Source organism: Paenibacillus methanolicus (assembly GCF_008124765.1).
Taxonomy (GTDB): Bacteria; Bacillota; Bacilli; order Paenibacillales; family Paenibacillaceae; genus Paenibacillus_Z; species Paenibacillus_Z methanolicus.
The window spans coordinates 157,409-178,101 of the sequence record NZ_VNHS01000008.1; the positions used below are offsets into that span (position 1 = coordinate 157,409).

Below are 20,693 nucleotides of genomic sequence, written 5' to 3' on the forward strand. Positions count from 1 at the left end.
TCCTGTTGCCTGTCTGCTCTTATTGTACATCAAAATCGAAATACCGTTTCGGGAACGGTTCCTTCGCCAACGTATAATGCCACCACTCTTTGTTGTAAGCCGCAAAACCGCGCCGCGCCATCGCCGCCTTCAGCATCGCCCGGTTCGCCCGCTGCGCCGCCGTTACGAGCTTCGACCCGTGCGCGGATATAGGACCGAGCATATCGAACGGGCTGCCCATATCGACTTCGCGCCCGGCGTACGTGTTCACGAGCGTCAGATCGACCGTACTGCCGCGCGAGTGGCCGGAGCGTTTGGCCAGATAGCCGTTGAACAGATCAGATTTGGCCACGTCCGGATAGAAGACGGCTTGCATTTTCGTATCGTCCGTATCTTTCGCCCACCGGATAAAATGCGCAACCGCCTTGCTCGGCCGATAGGCGTCGTAAATTTTCAGCATGTAGCCCTTCTTCGCCAGATCGGCGCTCACGAGTTTCAACGCGCCGGCGGCCTCTTTCGTCATAATCGCTAGGGGCGCTTCATAACCGTCGATCCGGGCGCCGACGAAATTATAATCGGTATAATAGCGAATGTCGTACTGTGCCTTCGGGATGACGTCGTCCGCGTAGACGAAGCCGGCCGGCAGCTGCCGTTTTTTCTCGATGCCGTTCAGGTTATTGTACACGCGCGTCGCGGACGCCGATATCGCGCCCGTCATGCCGACTGCCCCGAATAGCAGTCCGAATGCCGCAATGCCCGCGATGACGCGCGATGGCCAACGGGCTGCTCGTCCTGCGTTAATCCGCATGGCGCGCCGGATAGTCGATGACGACGACGTCGTCGATTATGCCGTCCAGCAGCGCGACGAAACGTTGATGCGCCGGATGCGGGCCATACTGACGAAGCGCTTCGCGGCTGTCGAATGTCACGCGAAGCCCGAGCGTGTAACCTCGGATGTTATCCGTCTCCTCCGTCTCGTTCGCCCCCGCCGTCAGCTCGACGATGCCGGGAACCTCGCCCTTCATTGCGTATAACGCGTCCAGCAGCTCCCTTTCCTTCGCCTCGCCGAGCGGCGCCTTGAATTTGAACGCGACCAGATGCTCGATCATAGCCAGACCTCCTCACCACTTTTGTTCTTTATCCACAGTACCTTTTTCCAACGCCCGATACAAGCCCGCGACCGATTTGTCCCCGCATTGTCACAATCCTCGTCTGCGTTGTCCGAGCGGTTGAAATGAATCGGAGACGAGGCCTTCGCCATATATCTACCAGTCCCGATCCGCTTGACGAATTCGGCTTCAAGTGCAAAAATAACAAACAGCACATGAGGCGCGAACGCGCGCGTTCCGGCAAGGAACGCCGAAGGCAAGAGGAGGTGCGGTCATGATTAAATACAACATACCGGTCGAAGCGTCGCTGGAAGTGATCGGCGGCAAGTGGAAGGTCGTTATTTTGTGCTACCTGACCAAAGGGACTCGGCGCACGGGCGAGCTGAAGCGGCTCATGCCCGGCATTACTCAGAAAATGCTGACCCAACAGCTGCGAGAGCTGGAGGATGACGGCGTCATTACCCGCGAAATCTACAATCAGGCCCCCCCGAAGGTTGAATATTCGCTGACTCCGTACGGATGGTCGCTCAAGCCGATCCTGGATGCGCTGTGCGCGTGGGGCGAACACCATATCGAGAAGAATTATCCGGACAAATCGGCCGTCCTGCTCGATACCGAAGAGCTGGAGAAGCAGTTGAGCATGCAAGTATGAGACGAGCTTGTTTGTCCGACAAAAATATAAGCCTGGTTGCCAGCGCCAACAAGCGCGAGCAACCAGGCTTTATTTGGCTTACAAGCCAACAATAGGGTCCGCGAAGACGCTGACGTCCGGCGGTCTCCCGCTCTACGGTCAGCTTCGCTGCCGCTTCTGAATCTCGTTCAAGCCGAGAATAACGGCCACCCATTCGAAGGCATCCACGGCGTTCGTCTCGCAGCTCAGCCGGTAGGCGGACGAAGAAAACCAGCCGCTCACTTTCTCGAACGCCGCCGCCAGCTGTCCTTGCGCGTCGCGGATTTCATACTCGCTGGAGAAGGCTCCCGCTTCGATATCGAAGACGCCTCTGCCGTATGCCTCGTATTCGAATTTCTTCGAGAAGAACGACATGCGCCCGCGCAGCCTGCCGCGCTCCGCGCCATCCGCGCCCGTCACGGTCCACTTGCCCGAGAAGAACGGAAACTCGCCGCTGTAGAGCGAGCCCCCCGCGACGTTGAACACCTCCAGCGACGAACCGAACGAGCTCCGCAAATCGACTTCGCCTATCTTGTCTTGGTTCGCATTCAGAATTTCGGTCGACCCGGAATTGAAGAAATTGTCTCGAAAGTACAACTCCATTGCCATGCGCCTCCGTTCCCTGCACATTCTCGTTGCCGTGCCGCCTTCCTCGCTTCTGTTCCTTACGAGCCTCCCTGCGCATCCGCGGCATTGCCCGAGATGGATTAGTCTGTTTGACCGTTCGCTCCGCACGCCGACTCGAATCGATCGCATAGCGCTTCGATATCGCCGAGTCTCGCAAGTCCCGCGATCCAATGCGCCGGGATCGACGAGGCGCCATAGATAATGCCGGCTAGTCCGCCCGCGACCGCGCCGGTCGTGTCCGTGTCGTCGCCCAAATTTATTGCCAGCAGCACCGCTTCCTCGTAAGACGAAGCACGCAGCAGGCACCACAAAGCGGCTTCCAGCGTGTGTACGACATATCCGCCCGATTGAATGTCCTCGCGCGCGATGTCCTCGAGCCCGCCCTGTAGAATGCGGTCGTATCGCCGAAGCTCGGGATTACCGCCGTACGCTTCGTTAATAGTCCCGATCGCCCCTGCTATCGCATCTTGCAGCGCCCTCCCGTTCAATAACCTGATCGCGATCTCCACGTAGATGGAACACCCGATTACGGATACGTCATGTCCGTGCGTGATGGACGATACTTGCCGAACGCGCGTCATTCGCTCTTCCAGATCGGCACCTTGCAGCAAATAGGCAAGCGGTAATATCCGCATGAGCGAGCCGTTGCCATTGCTGTTCTCGCTGCGACCGCCTGCCAGATCGGGGCGTATGAGTTCGTCGTTCAGCCTCTCGATCGCCATGGCCGTAGCATTGCCGACATCGAATACACGGCCGTGCGGCGTCCAGCGTAATTTATACAACCAGCCGGTGAAGTGGCTAGCAATGTCGTACAGATCCACGCCGCCGCAATCGACCACGCTCTGCATGAGCGCGAACGTCAGCGAGCTGTCGTCCGACCACGTCCCCGGCGGCTGATTGTGGGAGCCGTAACCGATCATGTCCGCAAGCGGCGCGGCATCCAACTCCTTGCGAGATCTGAACTCGACGGGCACGCCGAGCGCGTCGCCGACGCATAACCCTAGAATTCCGTCTCTAACCTTGCTCATTCTATCGCCCCTTTTTTAATGCACAATCGAAATGCGATGTTCGCGGCAGTAAAATTCCAGCGCGGCACGCACCTGCCCAAGCTGCGCCTCCTCGCCCTTGTACCGATATATGCGTTCAACGGGATTGCCGATCGTCAAATGAATTTCAGCCGCCGAATACGTACGCCTCGGAATCATTCCTGACACCGTTCAATGCCTCTTGGGACAAAAATAACCCCGGCCGGCGGCTCGGGGATTGAACCCGCGTCGGCCGGGGCGAACACCTTCCAACATTATACAATCGCTAATTGATAGCGTAAACCCGTTTCATTTCTTCTAGGGTCGTCTTATCTTCATGCGCTCTGGAATTGGTAATACGGATAATCCATCAAGCGTCCGACTTCCTTCGCCGCCGCGGTGCCATACAACGACTCCGCGACGAACAAGCCCAGATCGATCGAGGCCGAGACGCCTCCGCCCGTGAAGACGCGGTCATCACGCACGTATCGTTCGCGCACGACCTCACTACAATAAGGCGCGAGCAGTTCATAAGCCGATTTGTTAGTCGTCGCCCTTTTGCCATTCAGCCAGCCTGCCGCCCCCATGAGCAGCGCCCCCGTGCAGACGGACGCCTTCCACGGGACGCCTTCCGCGGTACGCAGCCAAGCGAGGAATGTCTCGTCATGGCGCAGCTGCCTGGTCGCCATTCCGCCCGGCACGAACACCAGATCGAAGTCCGTCAGATCCCCAGCCACGGCATTTGCCTGCATCGCAAGCCCTCGGTCGTCCACGATCCGTTCGGTCAACGCGCAAAACCGCCACGATACGCCTCCCGTTCCCGGCACCCGGTTCAGCTGCGTCATCGCGTCGAAGAATCCCGAGAAATCCAGCGTCGTCATGCCATCAAACAATACGAAAGCTATTTTCATCCGACCATCCCGCCTTCCAGACAAAATAAAAAAGCATTTGACCGCAAGATCAAATACTTCGCCCAGGCGTACGGCTGATAAGCAGCATGCTCCCCCATGGTTCTCCATGTTTACGCCAGTCGCATGCGCCTTTGATTTCCTCCAGTGTACACCCATATTCAGGTAACGGCAACCGATTTTTCCATGCGCCGAGTCCCTTCCCAATTGACGAGAACAATGCCCGCGCCTGTACATAGGCCGCCGATCGCCGCATGCCAAGTCAAAGGTTCGCCGAGCAGCAGCCAGCTGCTCAACACGCCGAAGAGCGGCACCAGAAACAAGAACGCGCTCGTCTTCGCCGGATCGCCCGTCTGGAGCAGCCGGAACCAGAGGATCAGCTGAATGATGGAACAGAAGACGACCAGGCACGCGACGATGGCCACGGAACGGCCGGACACCGCGAACGTCATACGTTCGGTGAATAAGCTCAAGAACAGCAGGCCGATGCCGCCCAGCAGCATCTGGTACGCGACGAGCACGTAGACATTGAAGCGTCCGCCCCATCGTTTGATGAGCAACGTCGAGCAAGCGAACAGAAGCGCGCCGCATAAACCGATTGCCGTTCCTGCGCCAAAGCCAAGCCGAGCCCCGAAGGCGATCGCCACGCCCGCGAAGCCGACCAGGACGCCAACCCATTGGCGCGGCCGGTAATGCGCGCCGAGCAGCAGCGTCCCGAGCACGATCACGAAGAGCGGGTTCGTGAACGTCAAGATCGCCGATTCGGCGGCGCTAATCCAATGCATGCTGTAGTAGGCGCACCCCATCACCGCGCAGGTCTGCACGAATCCGATCGCCGCCACGCGCAGCCAATCGCCGCCTCTTGGCATGGGCGCCCTCCCGGCCATGCCGATAGCGAGCATACCGCCGGCGAGCGTATACCGAACGCCCATCAGCAAGAACGGCGGCGCGAATTCAAGCCCCATCTTCCCAATCGGGAACGCGATGCCCATCAATAGCGTCGTAAACAAAACCAGCATCGTGTAATTCATACGCGTCATGCGCAAAACCTCCAGGTTCGTGTCGTGGTCTCATTGTATCGGAGGCTTGCATTTCTGTATAATGAAGGATAACGATATTTGCCATCATTCTCAGTAATACCTAAACGATTAAGGAGGAATCTGTCATGGAAAGCGGCGATTTGCGCATCTTTCAGGCGGTAGCGCGCGAAGGCTCCGTCACGAAAGCCGCCCGTTCGCTCGGCTATGTCCAGTCCAATATTACCGCGCGCATCCGTCATTTGGAGAACGAGCTCGGGACGACGTTGTTCACCCGGCACAACCGGGGTATGGACTTGTCTGGCAGCGGCAAGCTGCTGCTGCAATACGCCGACAAGATCATCGGTCTCCTGGACGATGCCGCGCTTGCGTTGTCCGCATCCGACGAACCCGGCGGCTCGCTGCGCATCGGGTCGACGCAGACCGCCGCCGCGGTACGACTGCCGAGTTTATTAACCGCATACTATGGCCGCTATCCGAGCGTATCGTTGTCCGTCGCGACCGGCCACACTCAATATCTCATCGAGCAAGTGCTCCGTTACGAGCTGGACGGCGCATTCATCGGCAGCGGCGTCGATCATCCGGAGCTTGCGGGCATGCCGACGTTCGAAGAGGAGCTCGTCGTCGTCACCTCGCCCGCAGTACCCGATCTCGAAGCGGCGCTCGCAAGACCGATCCTCGTCTTCACGGTCGGCTGCTCGTACCGCGATGTGCTTCAAGCTTGGGTGAGATCGAAGGGACTCTCGAACCCGGTTACGATGGAGTTCGGCACGCTCGATGCCATTCTGGGCGGCGTCACGGCAGGGCTCGGCATTTCGCTCATGCCCCTTGCCGTCATCCGCAGGCAGATCGAAGAGGGGAGACTTCGCGCTTATCCGCTGCCGGAACTGTACGGCCGCATGACGACCCATTTTATTACGCGCAAAGATTCGTTCGTCAGCAGCGCCTTGCGGGAATTCATCGCCATGCTCCCCGAGAGCCCGGCAGCCTCACTATAGCCTCCTAATCCAACGCGCGTGATTCGGATAGAAATTCCGATTTGACGTTCCGCAGCTCCGGATAGGTCTGAAGCAACTTCGCGTCGGCCGGCTCGCCCTTCAGATGGCGGTCGAAAAAATCGGCAACGACGTCGTCGACCAGCCTTGCCGAACGGTCAGCCTTCATGCCGCCCGTCATGCCGGTCCTTGGAAGAAGAGGCGACAAGCGAGGCGCGTCCGTGAAGTTGTAATGCTCCATGCCGTCCGCGATCAGCATTTCGCCCTTGCGTTCCATCAGCTGATGAATATGACTAAGCTCCGCCTTCGCGAGCTTCACCATCGCCTCGTATTTCTCCGGCGTCGACCCGAAGCCGTCCAGCTTGGCGCCTGAATTCTCTAACCGCAGCACCTTCTTGTACATCTCGAATGTCGATGCCGTGCTCAGCCACATGAACGGCTTGTTCGGCGCCTCCATCCCTTGGAAACCAACGAGCGTGCCGTCCATGTCGATGGTCGCTTTGATGCGGTCGTCCGCGCTCGCGAGGTACGAAGATGCGCCGCCGAACGAATGTCCGAACACGCCCACTCGCGTCGTATCGATAACCCCCTCGAAATTGCGATTCGGCCCCTCGCCCGCGTTCAACTGCTCCATATACGCCAACGTGAACAGGATGTCGTTCGCCCAAGCTGTCCCGATCTGGTCGCGATATTCGGCCGACTCATCGAACCGCTCGCTATCGATCCGGTAGTCCGCGACGCGGCCGTCGGGGAATAACGTCGCCATATTGCCGTACGTATGATCGATCGACGCCACGACATACCCGCGACTGGCGAGCGACTCCGCCTGTTCGACGTGCAGCAGCCTCGTCGTGCCGTACCCATGGTTCAGAATGAGCAGCGGGTAGCCGGCATCCTCCCGGTCGACCGCCGCGCCCTCGTAAGAACGGCTCTTCACATACTTTAGATAGTCCAGCGTAACCTCCGGCAGGTTCATTCTGTCAGCGAACGCCGCGAGCTGCGAGCGACCGCCCGGAATAAGCGGCATCCGCTTTCCTTGCGCCGTCTTGTCCGCCGGATACCACACTTGGATGACCAGCTCCCGCTTCGTCCCCGGCTTGCCTGCCAGCAGATCTTCCCGGCTCGCATCCACCGCGTGTATGATCTCGGTACCAACCGCGTGCGGGCCGGGCAGAGCGGGCAGCTTGAACACCGGAATCAGCTGCGCGGCGGCGCCGGAGAGCAGCAGCAGCGGCAGCGAGCAGATGGCGATCGTCTTCGCGAACACGCGCTTGCCCTTCGTGTCCCGATTGCGGCTTGCCCCCCAAGCAGTCAGCAGCAAGACGGCCGCAAGATAGGAGGCGAATAGTTGAAACCTATACCCTTCCATCGTCAAATGGATCACCAACGCGCCAACGTTTAATCCGGCGGCAATCCACATCATGATCCGCTTCGTGTTCGATGGTCGGCCAATTAGCAGCAGGATGACAAGCGCCAAACTCGACGCGAGCAAAACGCCTTCCCACAAACGCATCTTATCTCCTCCGTTCCCCATACTCGATTATCCCTTCCATGGTAACCAAGATAAGGAAACGGTTGAACCGTCCCGAGGACCAAATCCTCCCCGTCTCCGGACGTACGTCTTCTCCGGATAAGCCGTTCGGCAATGCAAAAAGAGAGACCTCCGCGCGAGCGGAACGCCTCTCTTCGATCGTTCTTGTTTCAGTTGGGAGAAGATAGAGCCGAACGAAGATTAGTCGGCCGCTTCTTCTTCCTCGGCAGCCTCGTCAGCCGCCTCCTCCGATTCCTCCGAAGCTGCAACTTCGTCCTCCGCCGACGCTTCTGCTTCCGCGCTTTCGTCCTCGGATGCTTCGTCCTCGTCAGCCGCTTCCGCTTCCTCGGCTTCCGATTCGTCAACCGCCTCTTCGGCGGCTTCTTCTACCGCGACTTCTTCCTCGGCCGCTGCGGTTTCCTCTTCCGCTGCTTCCACTTCGGACGCGACGACTTCTTCTTGTTCGAACTCGCTCATGGACAATCCCTCCCGTTATCGCTTAGCTCCCTAAGCGTAGCTTCAGTATAACAGCTTTAATTTGCATTTTTTGTTGCTTCTTGGCGAGGACAAGATTACATTTTGGTTACAGGCGAGTGTACGGATGATGACAGCGGAAGTTCGAGATTTAGAAGGACGATTTAGCGCGACTTACTTGCCATATGCAAATGAGGAATAACACATGCGCAACGACTTCATGGCTAAGTATGAAACCAGCCTATCTCTTTATTCCCAACGGATTACCTATTCTTTACGAAGCTATGCCCATGTTGCCTAATAACAAAATCGTATATTTCCAACATCGATCATCCGCATCGATCGCGCGGCGTTTCCGATGTCGTTCCGAACGAAATGGAATCCGCTTTCATTTTTTTCATTCGGCGGCTATGCGCATGCGGAATTGTTTGTACTATTTTGATACAAACAACTGCGCGTATTGCACTGCTGCCATAGTCGAATTAATTTCGTACATCAATGAAATTAATGCGAAAATGCACCGTGCCGAAAACGTAAGGAACGCGCATGGCTCCTGGCATTTACGATCATTTCAACCCCTTCATCACTTCTTGTTCTGGTCAAACAAACGCCCGGCAGTTCACGCGAGCTCTCTCCGCCCGCTTTAACACCATACAGCAATTTAGCGTTAAATCGCGAACTTGCATCCCGTCTTGCGCATGGTATAGAATCCATCTTAACTTGCTGCACATCTTCGCAAAGGCGATGATGGAGAGAGTAAGCAGGCCTCATTTCGCAAGACAGGGACGGAACGCCGCCGACTGAGAGCGTCCGAGCGAAATCGCCTGCCGAAGTTCACTCCGAAGCCGGCACCTGAACGAACGCGAAGCGTCATGTACGCGTTCTAAGTAGGGCTGCACGTATTCCCTGCGTTAAAGGGGCTTGAGAGCACGCTCGCCTGATTCTGATGCAGGCCGCGGCTGCTAATTAGGGTGGTACCACGACTTCTCGTCCCTTGCGGAGGAGAAGTCTTTTTTATTTTATACGCATAAGGAGAGACGCGAGATGAACGAGACACGTTTGGAGAAACTGCGCCGTCAATTGGACGGCGTGAATCAAGCGCTGCTGACGATGCTGAGCGAACGCGCGGAGATCGCGCTGGAGATCGGGGCCGAGAAAGAAAGACAAGGCGTGCCCAAATTCGATCCGGTGCGCGAGCAGCTGATGCTGAAGGACTTGGTCGCGCAGAATAAAGGACCGTTCGACGACGATACGATCCGCCATCTGTTCAAGCAGATTTTTCAAGCTTCGCTCAAGATCCAGCAGGAGGATCACGGCAAGCACTTGCTCGTCAGCCGGAAGCGTCAGGAGCGCAACACGGTCGTCGCGCTCGGCGATGTCGAGATCGGCGGCGTCAAGCCCGTCATGATCGCCGGCCCGTGCTCGGTCGAAAGCTACGAGCAAGTCCGCGAGGTCGCCGCGCATCTGAAGGCTTCCGGCATTACCGTTATGCGGGGCGGCGCCTTCAAACCGCGTACGTCGCCGTACGATTTTCAAGGTCTCGGCATCGAAGGGCTGCGCATTCTGAAGGAGGTCGCGGACGAATTCGGCCTCAAGACGATAAGCGAGATCGTCGACCCCGCCCATATCGAGCTTGCCTGCGAATACATCGACGTCATCCAAATCGGCGCGCGCAACATGCAGAACTTCGAGCTGCTGAAAGCGGCCGGCGACGTTCGAAAGCCGATCCTGCTCAAACGCGGACTGGCCGCGACCATCGACGAATTCCTGCATGCGGCGGAATACATCGTCTCGCGCGGCAATACGCAAGTCATGCTCATCGAACGCGGTATCCGCACCTACGAGAAGGCAACCCGCAATACGCTCGATATTTCCGCCGTGCCGATTTTGAAGCAGGAAAGCCATCTGCCAGTCCTAGTCGACGTGACGCACTCCACAGGACGCAAAGACATCTTGGCCCCATGCGCCAAAGCCGCGCTGGCTGCCGGAGCCGATGGCGTCATGGTCGAAGTGCATCCGAACCCGGCGACCGCGTTGTCCGATGCCGCCCAGCAGCTTGATTTTTCAGAATTCACAATCTTTTACGACGACGTTCTTCGTTCCGGCCTGATGAAATAAGTGATATAATGCTCGCATCGCTTGCAGCAGGAGGTTGATGGAATGAAAATTTACGTGGTGCTCGCATTCACGGAAGACGGCATGGAGAACGTGTATGTAGGGAGCGACGAAGAGCGGGCGCTTGCCATGACGCTCGACGACGCGGAAGGCGCGGACGCGCTGTTCGTGGAAATTTGGGAGGATGGCGAGAAGACGGACGACTATCGTCTTGTATAACGCAGCGTTAAGAACGGCAGCGGCTGGCGGGTGCTTATACCCTCCGGCCGCTGCCGTTTCCGCGCAGAGGGGAGTAACTTGGAGAAGAATGACAAAAGGCAGCACGACAAGTCTCCCTGTCTCCGCTGCCTCGCGCGCGATTACCACTTCAAGTTAGACCCGAACAAAAGCGCGTTGCTTAACGCCCGGCCGGGCGTCGTGACCGTCTTCCCGCCGGACATGAGGCCGGAGGAAGCGCCCCCGTCCAGATTCATGGCCTGCACGGCGCCTAGCTGCTTCATAATGAGCGCCCATTGCTTCATCGTGGCGCCCGGCACGGTGGCCAGCATGACCGAGCCGTTCTTCAGGATGGCGATTCCGCTGCGCGCGCCGCCGCCGGTGAGAATCTTAGGATCCTTGAACCCTTCCCCCGTCGGATTGACCGCGATTTGGCCGTTCTTCACCAGCCGCGGTCCGGCTCCGATCGCCGTATGCACATCGGACCAGTCCAGCTCTTTGCCGGCGTCGTTGCGGTACGTGAACGTAAAGTCCACTTTAGCGCCGACTTGAAAACGGGTAGCTTGGCCGCTTTCTTTCCCCTCGAAGACGATGACGAACCCGCCGGAAGGAATCGCGACGTTCTCGCCTCGGGCAATGCGGGCAACCGCGCCATTCTGCACGATAATCGCCGTCTCCGCCGCAAAGCCGATCCGACTCCCTCTCGCCGGCGTGAACAGCGTGGCCGTCGTATCCGACACCGGCGTCCGGTTCAAGAAGTAGGCATACCAGCTTTTCGGTCCCTTCTCGTTCGCGACCGATCCGGCGATCCCAAGGCGCAGCGTGTCCATGACCGCCGCCCCGTCCCACTTGAACCCGATCGTCGTGCCCGTATTGCCAATATGGGCCGGAATACCGTTATTGATCACGTTGCCGTACGGATCCGGGACGCCGTTGTACGCCTCGAAGAACGTGCCGTTAATCGCCGTATCCGCCCGATAAGCGGCTGCGATGGCCGTCAAGCTCTGAGCGCTGCCAACTTGACGCGATGCGAGCCCCGCCGTCACCGGCGTACCTTTCGGCACCGTCACCGTGCGAATCGTGAACGTCCGTCCGCCGGCTTTCACCGAGCGGACCGCGTACGTCGGCTTAACGGCAAGCGGCTTCGCCGCGGTCACGACGACCGGAAGCGACAAGCTCGCAGCGCCGTCTTCCGTGAACGCTTTGACGGTGATCGTCGTACGTCCCGGCGACACCGGCAGGAGGACGCCTTTCTCATTCACCTTCGCGATCGCCGGATTCCCCGATGCGTACGTCATAACGGCCGATACCGGCGCAATTAGTCGATCCGCGAGCGGCACGCGACTGTTCGCCGCCGTCGTTACCGCGGCGGTCGGATACGACAGCAACGCCCCGGAAGCGGCGGTATCGGCCGAAGCATGCGGCATCTGCATTCCCGCTCCGGTTACCACGCCGCCCACGAGCAGCGCCGAAGCCCCCAGAATCAGCAAGCCGCTTCGCCAATGATTGTGCTTTTTCATGCCTGATTACTCCTTCATTCGCAGCAAAATAGACCTCATTCTATTTCGTCGGTATCTGGCTGCCAAAAATGAAGGTTAGAAGATGAATGACGTTCTGTAGCGGCATGTCGTCTACGACGAAAAAAGGAGCCCATTCGTCGGGCTCCTTTCATTTGCGCGCTATTTTTCGTAGCCTTCGTTCTCGATCTTTACTTCGCCGTCCGCCAGCTGCTGAATGCCGTCGCTCGTTCCGGCGTTGTACGCGTCCTCGAATTGCTCGCGCGTCAACTCCGTTCCTTCCAGCTGCTGTGCGTTTTTATTCTTCTTGCTCATCGCCTGCCGTCTCCTTTCGACGTTGGAATGCGATTACTCGCCCGGTATAGCATTCCACCGTTCCCGGTTTTCTTTACGTCTGCCGCCAAAGAATATCGGGAAAATGACGTTTGCCTCGCGCTACATTTCGCGAATCAACACATACACGATGAGACCGAGAATCGGAAAGAACAAAATCGCCAGCAGCACGAGCAGCGCGAATTCCGGGCTTCTGCCTCTTCTGCGCGCATCCTTGAACGCCCAAACGCACACCATAATATGAACGACGAACAACAGGAAACCGAAGAATAATAAACCTAATCCGAACAAACCGAATCCTTCCATTTGCATCGCCTCGCATCCGCGTTAGTAAGCAATATTACGCCGTCGACACGAGGTGGTATCCATCATTTCCTAATTTCCGCTTCAGCACATGGGAACGCCTCGCACAGCGCCCGCTTACTCTCGCGATTCTTCGCGAAGCGGCTTCGCTTCAAGCGGTATGTCATGCGGGTCAACCGTCATGAACCGGCTTGCAATATCCGGCGTAGGAAGCAGACAGACTTCGTTCCGTCCGAACAGCCGGTAACGGCTGCCGGCGACGCGATCGTACGCCCAATCGCGGACGAAGGCGGGCACGATGATCAAGGCCGAGAGCAGCCGCCATCCCCCGCCTAACTTACGCAGCACCCGCAGCGCCGCCTCGGACTTCACGTAGGCTCGCCCCCCGTCGAGGAGCACGAACGTGTCCATGTCGCCTTCCGGCAACCCATGCCGTCTGAGCAGCCGAATGCCGGCGGGCGATTGGAGAGCCACGAATCGAAACCGCTTCGCGGGATCGCGCGCAATGACGAACCGCGTGATGCCATGGCACAGCGCGCATTCGCCGTCAATCAGCATAATGTCGGAAAATTCCGCCGCTGCGTTTGTTTGCCCGTTGGTGCCCATCGCCGTCTGCCTCCTCTATACGAGATTCATTGTAAGCCTGCCTGGCGCCGCGCGTTAGTTCCAACTTTCGTGGGAGTAAATGAAGAAAGGTACTACATTTCGTAATACCCTCGCATGTAAGGATCGTCGTATATTGCCGTCGCAAGATCCGTCCGCTCTGGCAAGGCCGTTACGGTTGCTTGACTCGCGCGATGATCCGCGCAATCGACGAATCGGCCCGGATGCGCAGCGGCAGCGCCGTAATTTCGAACGCGTCGGCCTCGAGCAGCTTGTCGACGTTGGCCAGATTTTCTACGATGAGCACGTCGTTCGCGAACAGACTATGATGCACCTCGAACGGATAACGGTCCGGAGACGGCGTATCGAGCCCGACGATCTTCACGCGCTTGCGCACGAGCAGCTCCGCGAACGGAACGGTTAGCACCGGATAGTCGTCGAAGTAGCCCGGCTGGCCGAACAGTCGTCCATGCCCGGTATGCACGATCACGATCGATTCTTCTTGAATAAGCGTCTCATAGTCCCGTTTATAGCCGATCTCTCGTTCGCCGACGGCATTGATCAGACATCCTTCTCCAATAAACCGCTCGACCGGATAATCGTATAGGTATGTCGTCGAATCGGTCAAATGCATGGGCCCGTCCATGTGCGTGCCGGCATGCATGTTGATCGTCAGCAGATGATTATTGTAATGATCCCGCCGCAGCTGGCGGTCATGGACGAGCTTCGTCTCCGCATCGCCCGGGTAGACCGGCAGCCCGTGAACAATGGGATGCGTCAAATCAATGATCACGCTTCGCTTCCTCCTCCATGCCGCGTTTCGGCACGAGCCCGTTCTTGCGGACAAGCTCGACCGCTTCCTTGCTGCTTTTCACGCCGAGCTTCTTGAGCATTTTGTTGATCTGGTTCTTCAGCGTGCTCTCCGCCTTGAACAGCTTCTTCTCGATCTGCGGCTGTGTATAACCGTCCTCGATCAGCTCGAACACTTCGCGTTCCGCCGAAGTCAAATCCTTCAACTGCTCTTCCCGCTTCAGCCGGCTGAACTCCTTCAACAGCGCCTCCATAGGAGCGGCATGATGATGCGCCTTGCGGATCGCCTGGGGAAGCTCATGGAAGCGCGACTTCTCGAGATAGTCGATCGCGCCCGCAGTGAACGATTGCGTCATGGCGCGCTCGTCGCGGACGGACGTGAGCATCACGATTTTGGCCGGGTGTATCGCATGGATTTCCATTGCCGCGTAGATTCCCTCGTATTCCTTGTCCGACAGCTGGATGTCCATCAAGACCACGTCGAACGCGAGCGTCTTGGCCAAGCGCACCGCTTCATCCGCCGCGGTCGCGGACCCGACGACGAGCAGATCCGACTCGCGGTTCAAGTAGGCGGTCACCGCCTTGATCCAATCCGGATCGTCTTCGACCATCAGCACCCGTATAGGAGTCATGGACGCATCGCCCCTTCCTCTTCGCCCTCGATCATTTTGCCCAGCGGCAGCAGGAGCATCGCCGTGGTCCCGCGTCCCGGTTCGCCGGCCAGTTCGATGCGTCCGCCGCTGCGCGCCATGACGTTGTACACGTAGGACAGCCCCAAGCCGTAATTGTCATGCCGGCTCTTCGTCGAATAGAACGGCTCGAATGCGCGGACAAGCGCTTCGCGCGAGATGCCGGGACCCGTGTCGGTAACCGCGATGCGAACATACTTCTTGTCCGCATCGAGTCGAATCGTAATGGCGCCGCCTGCCGGCATTGCCTCGATGGCATTGCGGATCAGATTGCCGAGCGCTTCCTTCACATGCACGTCGTCGCACGCCATGATCGGCCGTATCCGGTAGTCGGTATGGACCGCGATTCCTTGCGAAGCCAGCATACCCGCATGCCCGTCCACGCACGCTTGGACCAACTTCGCCAGCGAGCAGGGCTGCTCCCGCAGGACGATCTCCCTCGTCTGGGCGTGGATCCGCGACACCATGGCCATCATATGCGCCGAAGCGTTCTCGATAATCCGCAGATGATCGTCCGTCCCGCTGGCGGCCTCCTGTCCGAGGGGAAGCTCCGCCCGGAGATTGTCGGCGCTGATGGCGATTTTGCCGAGCTCGTTCTTGAGCGCGTGGTTGAGCATGGCCGTCCCCGAGGTAACCGATTTCATGGCCGTATCCAGCGGATCGCGCTCGAACGTCAGTTTGACTCCGAGCACGCCGTAGAGGAACGTCCCCAGCAGCGCCACCCCGAACGAATAGACGAAAAATACGGAAATATAGCGCATGAATGCGAATTCCGGCCAAATCGCCCGCGCCCCATAAATAAAGATCAGCACGGCCAATAATGTCGGCACCATGATCAAAACGAGGATGAACCGACTTCGCTTCAGCTGCGGCGACTCCGCCCGCCTGAACGCGTCGAGCAGCAGCGCGCATGCCGCCGCATAATACGGCCCGGCCCAGACAAGCAGCCATCCGTACCGAATGACATTCGGATTGTACCAACTCTCCGCCACGAAGGTGACGACGACCGGGACAAGCAGCAGCCATCGGGCCGGTCTGACCGGCAGCCGCAGCGATTTCCAATTTCCGTATACGCTTGCGAACAACAGCACCGCGTACGGCGTGAACGCAAGGTTCGCGACCTGGACGACGCGCGCGAGCCGCTGGAAGCTCGTGTCGGTTAATACGTCCCCCAATCCGCCTAAGGACGCGCTGATCAGAAATAAAGCGGCCGTTTGGCTAACGGGATGCCGCGGATTGCGAACGAGCAGGATTGCGGCCGCCGCCAATAGCGCCGCGGTGTAATATAACATAGGGCATCACTCCGGTTAAGCCAAGACCGCTTCGATGAAGACCGTCGTCTGGACGGCCAGATCGATCTCCTTGACTTCCATTTCTTCCTTCTCCCCTTTGACGACTCGAATGACCGGACGCCCCGGCAAGCCGCGGTGTTGTCTGACCACGACGCCCGTCTCTTTCGTGGAGAGCCGCACGGCCATACCGTTCGGGTAGACGGAGACGATTCGGGTGAACTGGATCAGCACGTCGCGGTCGAGCGCCTCGCCGGACAACGACATCAGCTTCTCGCACGCGTCGTGCGGCAGCAGCCCTTCGCCGTCAAAGGCATTGATCAAGTTGTCGAATAGGTTGGCGACGGCCACGATTCTGGCATATAGATGGATGTCCGCTCCCGTAACGCCGCGCGGTATGCCCTTGCCGTCCAGCCGCTCGTGATGCTGCAAGGCAACGTGGGCGATGAGAAGGTTGAACTCGTGCTTGCTCTTGAGCAGTTCGTACCCTCGCCACGTATGATGCTGCTTCAAGTCGAGCGCAGGATCCGCTTTTGCGCCGGGCACCGTCTTGCCGACGTCATGCAATAGCGCGCCGATCGCCAAATCCTTGAGCTGAAGCGCGTTCAATCCCATATTCATGCCGATCAGCGTGGACATCATGCACACGTTCAAGGAATGTACGTATCGGGCATTGTCTTTGGTCCGGATATCCGTCAGCTGGACGAGCACTTCCTTGTTGTTCATGACATCATCCATGATTTGGCTGACGCTGGCGCCGATCTTCTTCGTGCTCCACTCCTTGCCGGAGCGGACCGCCTCGAACGTGTCGTTCATTTCCCGGATGACGGTCTGTTTCGTACGCTCGCTCAATACGTCCTCGGTTTCCACGTCCTCGAGCGTTTTATCCTGGATATAGATCATCGTGACGCCGATCCGATTGAGCGTGTTGATCATAAATACGGTGAGCTGCACGCCTGCAGACAGCATGACCGTACCGTTGGCCGAGTAGACCGTTTTCCCCAAATATTGACCCGGTTCTACCTGCTCAATACTGATATATCTCATCTTGCGTCCCCCGTTCAGTCTTGGCCGTGCTTGGCTTGTCCGGCATGGCGCCTTACCCATACCTCTTTATAGTTGACTTTGCCCCAGGCGTTGAGCGCGATCCCGCGGAGCGAAGCATCATAATCCGCGGTCTGAATGCTATGGTATAGAAACAGCAGGCTGCAGGTGCGCTTCAACCGTTCTTCGATTGAGGCGAGCGCCTTTATCCTACTTTCGTAATCCCGCTGCTTCAGGCAGTCGGCGATTTGCGCGTCGACCGCCTTGCGGTCGGCTTCCGCCAACAGCGGCCTGACGAAGCTTCGCGCCGACGTATATACGCCAATCAGCGTCAGATCCGGCTGTTCGCCCATCACTTCGCCCGCCACGATCAGGTCGGCGCCGAGCATGACGTCGGGTTCGGCCAATCGTTCGATGGGCAGAACAATAACCTCGGCTTGCACGCCAATGACGCCGCATGCGCGCTGAATCCATGCCGCGTTCTGCTCGTTACTGGCCATGGCATACGTGTAAATGCGAACGGTCTCGCCGCCATAGCCCGATTGCTTGATCGTTTCGGCCGCAAGCGACAGATCGGCCTCCTCGCCCGACTCGCGGATCGGCAGACAATCCGGAAGCAGGAAGCCTTCCGACACCGAATATCGAAGTCCGCCCAATTCCTCGACCATGCGACCGCGATCCAGTCCAAGCCGAATTCCCCGCCGAAACCGCTCGTTCCGCGCGATACCGTCCTTAGCTTGATTGAAGACGAGGTAAACGCTGCCCTCCTCCACTTGACTAAGCGAAGGCGGATGACCGTTCTTCTCGAGCGCCTCGAAATAGAGCAGCTGGGCGTCATGCCGCGTAACCTCCGACGTTTCGATTCCTTCATAATCCGGCCAAACCCACATTTCGATCCGGTCGATATGCGGTCTCCCTTCAAAATAGTGATCATTGGCCTCAAGCGCAAGCATCGATTCATCGTTGCGGACGACCCGGAAGGGTCCCGTCCCGATCGGCATGCGCGCGAAATCGCTTGTGCCCGTCAAGCGATCCGCTTCCTCCGGCACGATGGCGAAGTGCTCCATGCATAACGCTTCCGGAAGGCAGGAGACCGGCTCGCTCAGCTCGATCCGAATCCCGTACGTTCCGCAGGCTTGTATGTGAAGGATAAAGCCGGCCAACCAATGCGCGGGATTCAATCGGAAAACGCGCTCGATCGCATAAACCGCGTCGCGAGCGGCCATAAGTTTCCCGTTGTGGAAACGAACGCCTTTGCGCAGGAAAAACGTCCAGCAGCGTCCTCCGTCCTCTTCCTCCCAGTAGTGGGCCAGCTTCGGCTGTACGCTGCGATCCGAAACCCGAAAACCGACGATCGTATTGAATATCTGCTCCACCCAGTGAGCCTCCGTTCGACGCATGACCAGCGGCGGATCGAGCGCCGGCACGGTGCGGTAGAACGGAAACCGCAGGACGTCTTGCTCCTCCGGATCGCGGCTGATCCCCAGTTGTCCCGCTAGCCATTGAGAGAACGCATAAGACAAGCCGCTGTCCGAGAATCCGTCGATCAAGCCGCGGGCTTCCGACAATCGGCCGTTCGTCACCAGTTTCGCCGCTCTCTCGAGCGCAAGCTCCCCATGATCAATCAGCAGGACGAGGCTAGAACGATGACCTCTCCCTCTCCCGGCGCGCCACTCGATGAATCCGCCGTCCATCAGTCGGCGCAAAATAAACTGCGCGTTGCGCCGCGTGCAACCGAATAGCTCCGTCAGCGTATCCATCGAGATGTCGAGCGGCAGCCGAACGGGCGCATCGGCGAACCTTCTGCGCAGCATAAAGTAATACTCTTCCGTCTCCATGCTCCCCGGCTCCGTTCCACGCAAAAGGCGAAACATTTCCGCAAACCCTTTGCATTTTCTTCTTCTTTTAGAAAAGTATACTGGGGATCGTAACCAGCGTAAAGAGGGCGGACCGGTAAAATCTATGTATTCGACTATGAATAAACGGGATCGTATGATGCGACGCGTGTCGTGCGCGCGGTTTAATTTCTACTTCATGATGCGCGGGGCGATCGTCTTGTCCTGCTCACGAACAAGTCGTACTTACCGGCATTTGCTATTGTTTCCTGCCGCTTGCGCATCATGCGGCCAGATTCACCGACGTCCTATTTGCGAACGTTTGCTGGCGGCAATCAGAACCGTGAATGGGGACGTGTCTGCAGGAATTCGTGCCGCACCGCTTGCCGCCACCCAATTTACGCGAAAAGGCGACGCTGCCATGCGCCGCCTTGCCGCTGCCCAAAATAGCGTTCATCCCGCGCCGATCGTACCGCGAAGCGCTTAAGAGACAGCACGCTCTCCCATTCAGCTATACATAATCCCAGTTCTGCTCGTCCGCCGCGTTCTGCACGTCTTCGCCCGTCAAGATGATATAGCCGTACCCTTCTTCCTCATGCTTCTTCCAGGCGCGCTGCTTCATGAACTTCGGGCTGGCTTCTCCGTTCTCTTCATCATAGAACAGAAGAATACCGTCCGTCTTGCGCAGCAGCAGCTCGTCGCGCGCTTTCAACTGCCAGACGCCTTCATAAGGCTGCTTGCTGACGCTCGCGTAATAATCCACCTGCTTTAATATCCCGCGATAATAATCTTGCTTTGCCTCGTTCCACTTCTCTTCGGGATTCAGATAAGCGGCCAAGACGGATACCTTCAGATCCGGATAGCGTTCGCGCAGCGAGATCGCCACTTCGCAAGCCCAGAGGTCAACGCCGTATTGTCCCGCCGTGATGACCCATTCCAGCCCGTCCTCGATTAGCGGAACGAGTTTGTTTTCGATCGCTTTCTTAATGAGCGGGATGCCTTTGTGCTTTTGGTCGAAAATCCCCAGCTCATGCGCGCGGTAGCCGGTCGCGAGTAAATTTTTCATGCTTAACTCCTTGCCACGCCAGGAATGGAATAGTGAACATTCCCTCCAGTTTACCCGGTACGCACCCGGATTGCAAAAAAAGAAAAAGCCCCGGCCGAACGGCATCGAACCGCCGCGAACCAAGGCTTCCCTTCTATATATTAGTGCGTATCCGCTTGTTTGTTCTGCGCCAGCTTGACGAGCAAATGCGCCAAGGCGTGGCGTTCTTGCTCTTCCCCGACTTTCCACAGCTGCTGAAGCAAGTTCTCCTCGGCGTTGCGAGGCTGCTCATGCTCCGCGAGATATTGGGCGACCTTCTGCGCGGCAACGGCCAGCTGCTCTTCGCTCAGTCCGATCGCTTCGGCCATCTTCACCCGCTTGCTCAAGTAGGAGCGGAATTGTTCGAAATCCGCAAGAATTTCGTCCTTCTTCGCCGGGCTGAGCCGCTCGATCGTTTCCTCGATTTTACCGTTTTGAAGTTCTCCGTCCTTCAACACCGCGTGGTTACGTTCCGTCATCGTAAACGCCTCCTTTAGGTA

At 58.0% G+C, this 20,693-nt stretch carries 23 protein-coding genes, 1 pseudogene and 1 riboswitch; of the genes and pseudogenes, 4 read left to right on the forward strand and 20 right to left on the reverse strand.

The genetic code is table 11. The features are described from left to right. Positions 1 to 19: 19 nt before the first annotated feature. Together BCM02_RS21015 and BCM02_RS21020 are read right to left on the reverse strand one after the other, a co-directional pair. Positions 20 to 787 (reverse strand): M15 family metallopeptidase, encoded by a 768-nt coding sequence (locus BCM02_RS21015; protein WP_222871026.1) that lies wholly within the window; start codon positions 785 to 787, stop codon positions 20 to 22. Then, positions 777 to 1,088, reverse strand: a complete 312-nt coding sequence (locus BCM02_RS21020; RefSeq protein WP_246183489.1) for a Dabb family protein — start codon at positions 1,086 to 1,088, stop codon at positions 777 to 779. The genes BCM02_RS21015 and BCM02_RS21020 overlap by 11 nt, the downstream gene beginning before the upstream one ends. A 274-nt stretch (positions 1,089 to 1,362) precedes the next feature. Here BCM02_RS21020 and BCM02_RS21025 point away from each other — a divergent pair, with 274 nt between their 5' ends. Continuing rightward, positions 1,363 to 1,740, forward strand: coding sequence for a winged helix-turn-helix transcriptional regulator (locus tag BCM02_RS21025; RefSeq protein WP_148931102.1), 378 nt, complete (start codon positions 1,363 to 1,365; stop codon positions 1,738 to 1,740). A gap of 138 nt (positions 1,741 to 1,878) precedes the next feature. On the opposite strand, the gene BCM02_RS21030 is transcribed toward BCM02_RS21025, so the two are convergent. The 5 genes from BCM02_RS21030 to BCM02_RS21045 all read right to left on the reverse strand — a co-directional run bounded on the left by BCM02_RS21030 (position 1,879) and on the right by BCM02_RS21045 (position 5,358). Next, positions 1,879 to 2,361, reverse strand: coding sequence for an LURP-one-related family protein (locus tag BCM02_RS21030; RefSeq protein ID WP_148931103.1), 483 nt, complete (start codon positions 2,359 to 2,361; stop codon positions 1,879 to 1,881). Positions 2,362 to 2,465: 104 nt separating this feature from the next. Then, on the reverse strand, positions 2,466 to 3,413 hold the full coding sequence (locus BCM02_RS21035; protein ID WP_148931104.1) for an ADP-ribosylglycohydrolase family protein: 948 nt from the start codon (positions 3,411 to 3,413) through the stop codon (positions 2,466 to 2,468). A 15-nt stretch (positions 3,414 to 3,428) separates the two neighbouring features. Continuing rightward, a complete protein-coding gene (locus BCM02_RS35360; RefSeq protein WP_187434336.1) occupies positions 3,429 to 3,599 on the reverse strand; it encodes a hypothetical protein in 171 nt (56 codons plus the stop codon). A gap of 146 nt (positions 3,600 to 3,745) precedes the next feature. Next, a complete protein-coding gene (locus tag BCM02_RS21040; protein WP_148931105.1) occupies positions 3,746 to 4,321 on the reverse strand; it encodes a DJ-1/PfpI family protein in 576 nt (191 codons plus the stop codon). Positions 4,322 to 4,374: 53 nt separating this feature from the next. Next, a riboswitch (ZMP/ZTP riboswitch) is annotated at positions 4,375 to 4,454 on the reverse strand. A 25-nt stretch (positions 4,455 to 4,479) separates the two neighbouring features. After that, complete coding sequence (locus tag BCM02_RS21045) at positions 4,480 to 5,358, reverse strand: DMT family transporter (protein ID WP_148931106.1); 879 nt, start codon at positions 5,356 to 5,358, stop codon at positions 4,480 to 4,482. A gap of 125 nt (positions 5,359 to 5,483) precedes the next feature. On the opposite strand from BCM02_RS21045, the gene BCM02_RS21050 reads away from it, so the two are divergent. Next, positions 5,484 to 6,353: a LysR family transcriptional regulator gene (locus BCM02_RS21050; protein WP_148931107.1), complete on the forward strand. Its 870-nt coding sequence runs from the start codon at positions 5,484 to 5,486 to the stop codon at positions 6,351 to 6,353. Between the two features lie 4 nt (positions 6,354 to 6,357). Here the strand turns inward: BCM02_RS21050 and BCM02_RS21055 are convergent, their stop codons facing one another. Continuing rightward, positions 6,358 to 7,863, reverse strand: a complete 1,506-nt coding sequence (locus BCM02_RS21055) for an alpha/beta hydrolase family protein (RefSeq protein WP_187434337.1) — start codon at positions 7,861 to 7,863, stop codon at positions 6,358 to 6,360. 219 nt (positions 7,864 to 8,082) lie between these two features. After that, on the reverse strand, positions 8,083 to 8,358 hold the full coding sequence (locus tag BCM02_RS21060) for a hypothetical protein (protein ID WP_148931109.1): 276 nt from the start codon (positions 8,356 to 8,358) through the stop codon (positions 8,083 to 8,085). A 1,041-nt stretch (positions 8,359 to 9,399) separates the two neighbouring features. Here BCM02_RS21060 and BCM02_RS21065 point away from each other — a divergent pair. Next, complete coding sequence (locus tag BCM02_RS21065) at positions 9,400 to 10,473, forward strand: bifunctional 3-deoxy-7-phosphoheptulonate synthase/chorismate mutase (protein ID WP_148931110.1); 1,074 nt, start codon at positions 9,400 to 9,402, stop codon at positions 10,471 to 10,473. Between the two features lie 42 nt (positions 10,474 to 10,515). Then, positions 10,516 to 10,689 carry a hypothetical protein gene (locus BCM02_RS35365; protein WP_187434338.1) on the forward strand — a complete coding sequence of 58 codons (174 nt, stop codon included), beginning with the start codon at positions 10,516 to 10,518 and terminating at the stop codon, positions 10,687 to 10,689. Between the two features lie 140 nt (positions 10,690 to 10,829). On the opposite strand, the gene BCM02_RS21070 is transcribed toward BCM02_RS35365, so the two are convergent. The 11 genes and pseudogenes from BCM02_RS21070 to BCM02_RS21120 form a co-directional block, all read right to left on the reverse strand. After that, positions 10,830 to 12,206, reverse strand: coding sequence for a phosphodiester glycosidase family protein (locus BCM02_RS21070; RefSeq protein WP_246183490.1), 1,377 nt, complete (start codon positions 12,204 to 12,206; stop codon positions 10,830 to 10,832). 159 nt (positions 12,207 to 12,365) lie between these two features. After that, a pseudogene (locus tag BCM02_RS21075) lies at positions 12,366 to 12,533 on the reverse strand (DUF4025 domain-containing protein); the annotation flags it as partial. Between the two features lie 105 nt (positions 12,534 to 12,638). Further along, positions 12,639 to 12,848 carry a PLDc N-terminal domain-containing protein gene (locus BCM02_RS21080; RefSeq protein ID WP_148931112.1) on the reverse strand — a complete coding sequence of 70 codons (210 nt, stop codon included), beginning with the start codon at positions 12,846 to 12,848 and terminating at the stop codon, positions 12,639 to 12,641. Between the two features lie 108 nt (positions 12,849 to 12,956). Further along, positions 12,957 to 13,445 carry a thiol-disulfide oxidoreductase DCC family protein gene (locus tag BCM02_RS21085; RefSeq protein WP_148931113.1) on the reverse strand — a complete coding sequence of 163 codons (489 nt, stop codon included), beginning with the start codon at positions 13,443 to 13,445 and terminating at the stop codon, positions 12,957 to 12,959. 169 nt (positions 13,446 to 13,614) lie between these two features. Continuing rightward, positions 13,615 to 14,235: a cyclase family protein gene (locus BCM02_RS21090; protein ID WP_148931114.1), complete on the reverse strand. Its 621-nt coding sequence runs from the start codon at positions 14,233 to 14,235 to the stop codon at positions 13,615 to 13,617. Continuing rightward, positions 14,225 to 14,884: a response regulator transcription factor gene (locus BCM02_RS21095; RefSeq protein ID WP_148931115.1), complete on the reverse strand. Its 660-nt coding sequence runs from the start codon at positions 14,882 to 14,884 to the stop codon at positions 14,225 to 14,227. Before BCM02_RS21095 ends, BCM02_RS21090 begins: the two co-directional genes overlap by 11 nt. Next, positions 14,881 to 16,233: a sensor histidine kinase gene (locus tag BCM02_RS21100; RefSeq protein WP_148931116.1), complete on the reverse strand. Its 1,353-nt coding sequence runs from the start codon at positions 16,231 to 16,233 to the stop codon at positions 14,881 to 14,883. Before BCM02_RS21100 ends, BCM02_RS21095 begins: the two co-directional genes overlap by 4 nt. A gap of 15 nt (positions 16,234 to 16,248) precedes the next feature. Next, entirely contained in the window at positions 16,249 to 17,277 is a 1,029-nt protein-coding gene (locus BCM02_RS21105; RefSeq protein ID WP_148931117.1) for an HD-GYP domain-containing protein, read from the reverse strand. Between the two features lie 14 nt (positions 17,278 to 17,291). Continuing rightward, positions 17,292 to 19,112 (reverse strand): ABC transporter substrate-binding protein, encoded by a 1,821-nt coding sequence (locus BCM02_RS21110; RefSeq protein WP_187434339.1) that lies wholly within the window; start codon positions 19,110 to 19,112, stop codon positions 17,292 to 17,294. Positions 19,113 to 19,620: 508 nt separating this feature from the next. Next, the gene (locus tag BCM02_RS21115) at positions 19,621 to 20,175 is read right to left on the reverse strand and encodes an SLOG family protein (RefSeq protein ID WP_148931119.1); all 555 of its coding nucleotides are present in this window, start codon (positions 20,173 to 20,175) and stop codon (positions 19,621 to 19,623) included. A gap of 140 nt (positions 20,176 to 20,315) precedes the next feature. Beyond that, positions 20,316 to 20,672, reverse strand: a complete 357-nt coding sequence (locus BCM02_RS21120; RefSeq protein WP_148931120.1) for a DUF3243 domain-containing protein — start codon at positions 20,670 to 20,672, stop codon at positions 20,316 to 20,318. Positions 20,673 to 20,693 lie beyond the last annotated feature (21 nt).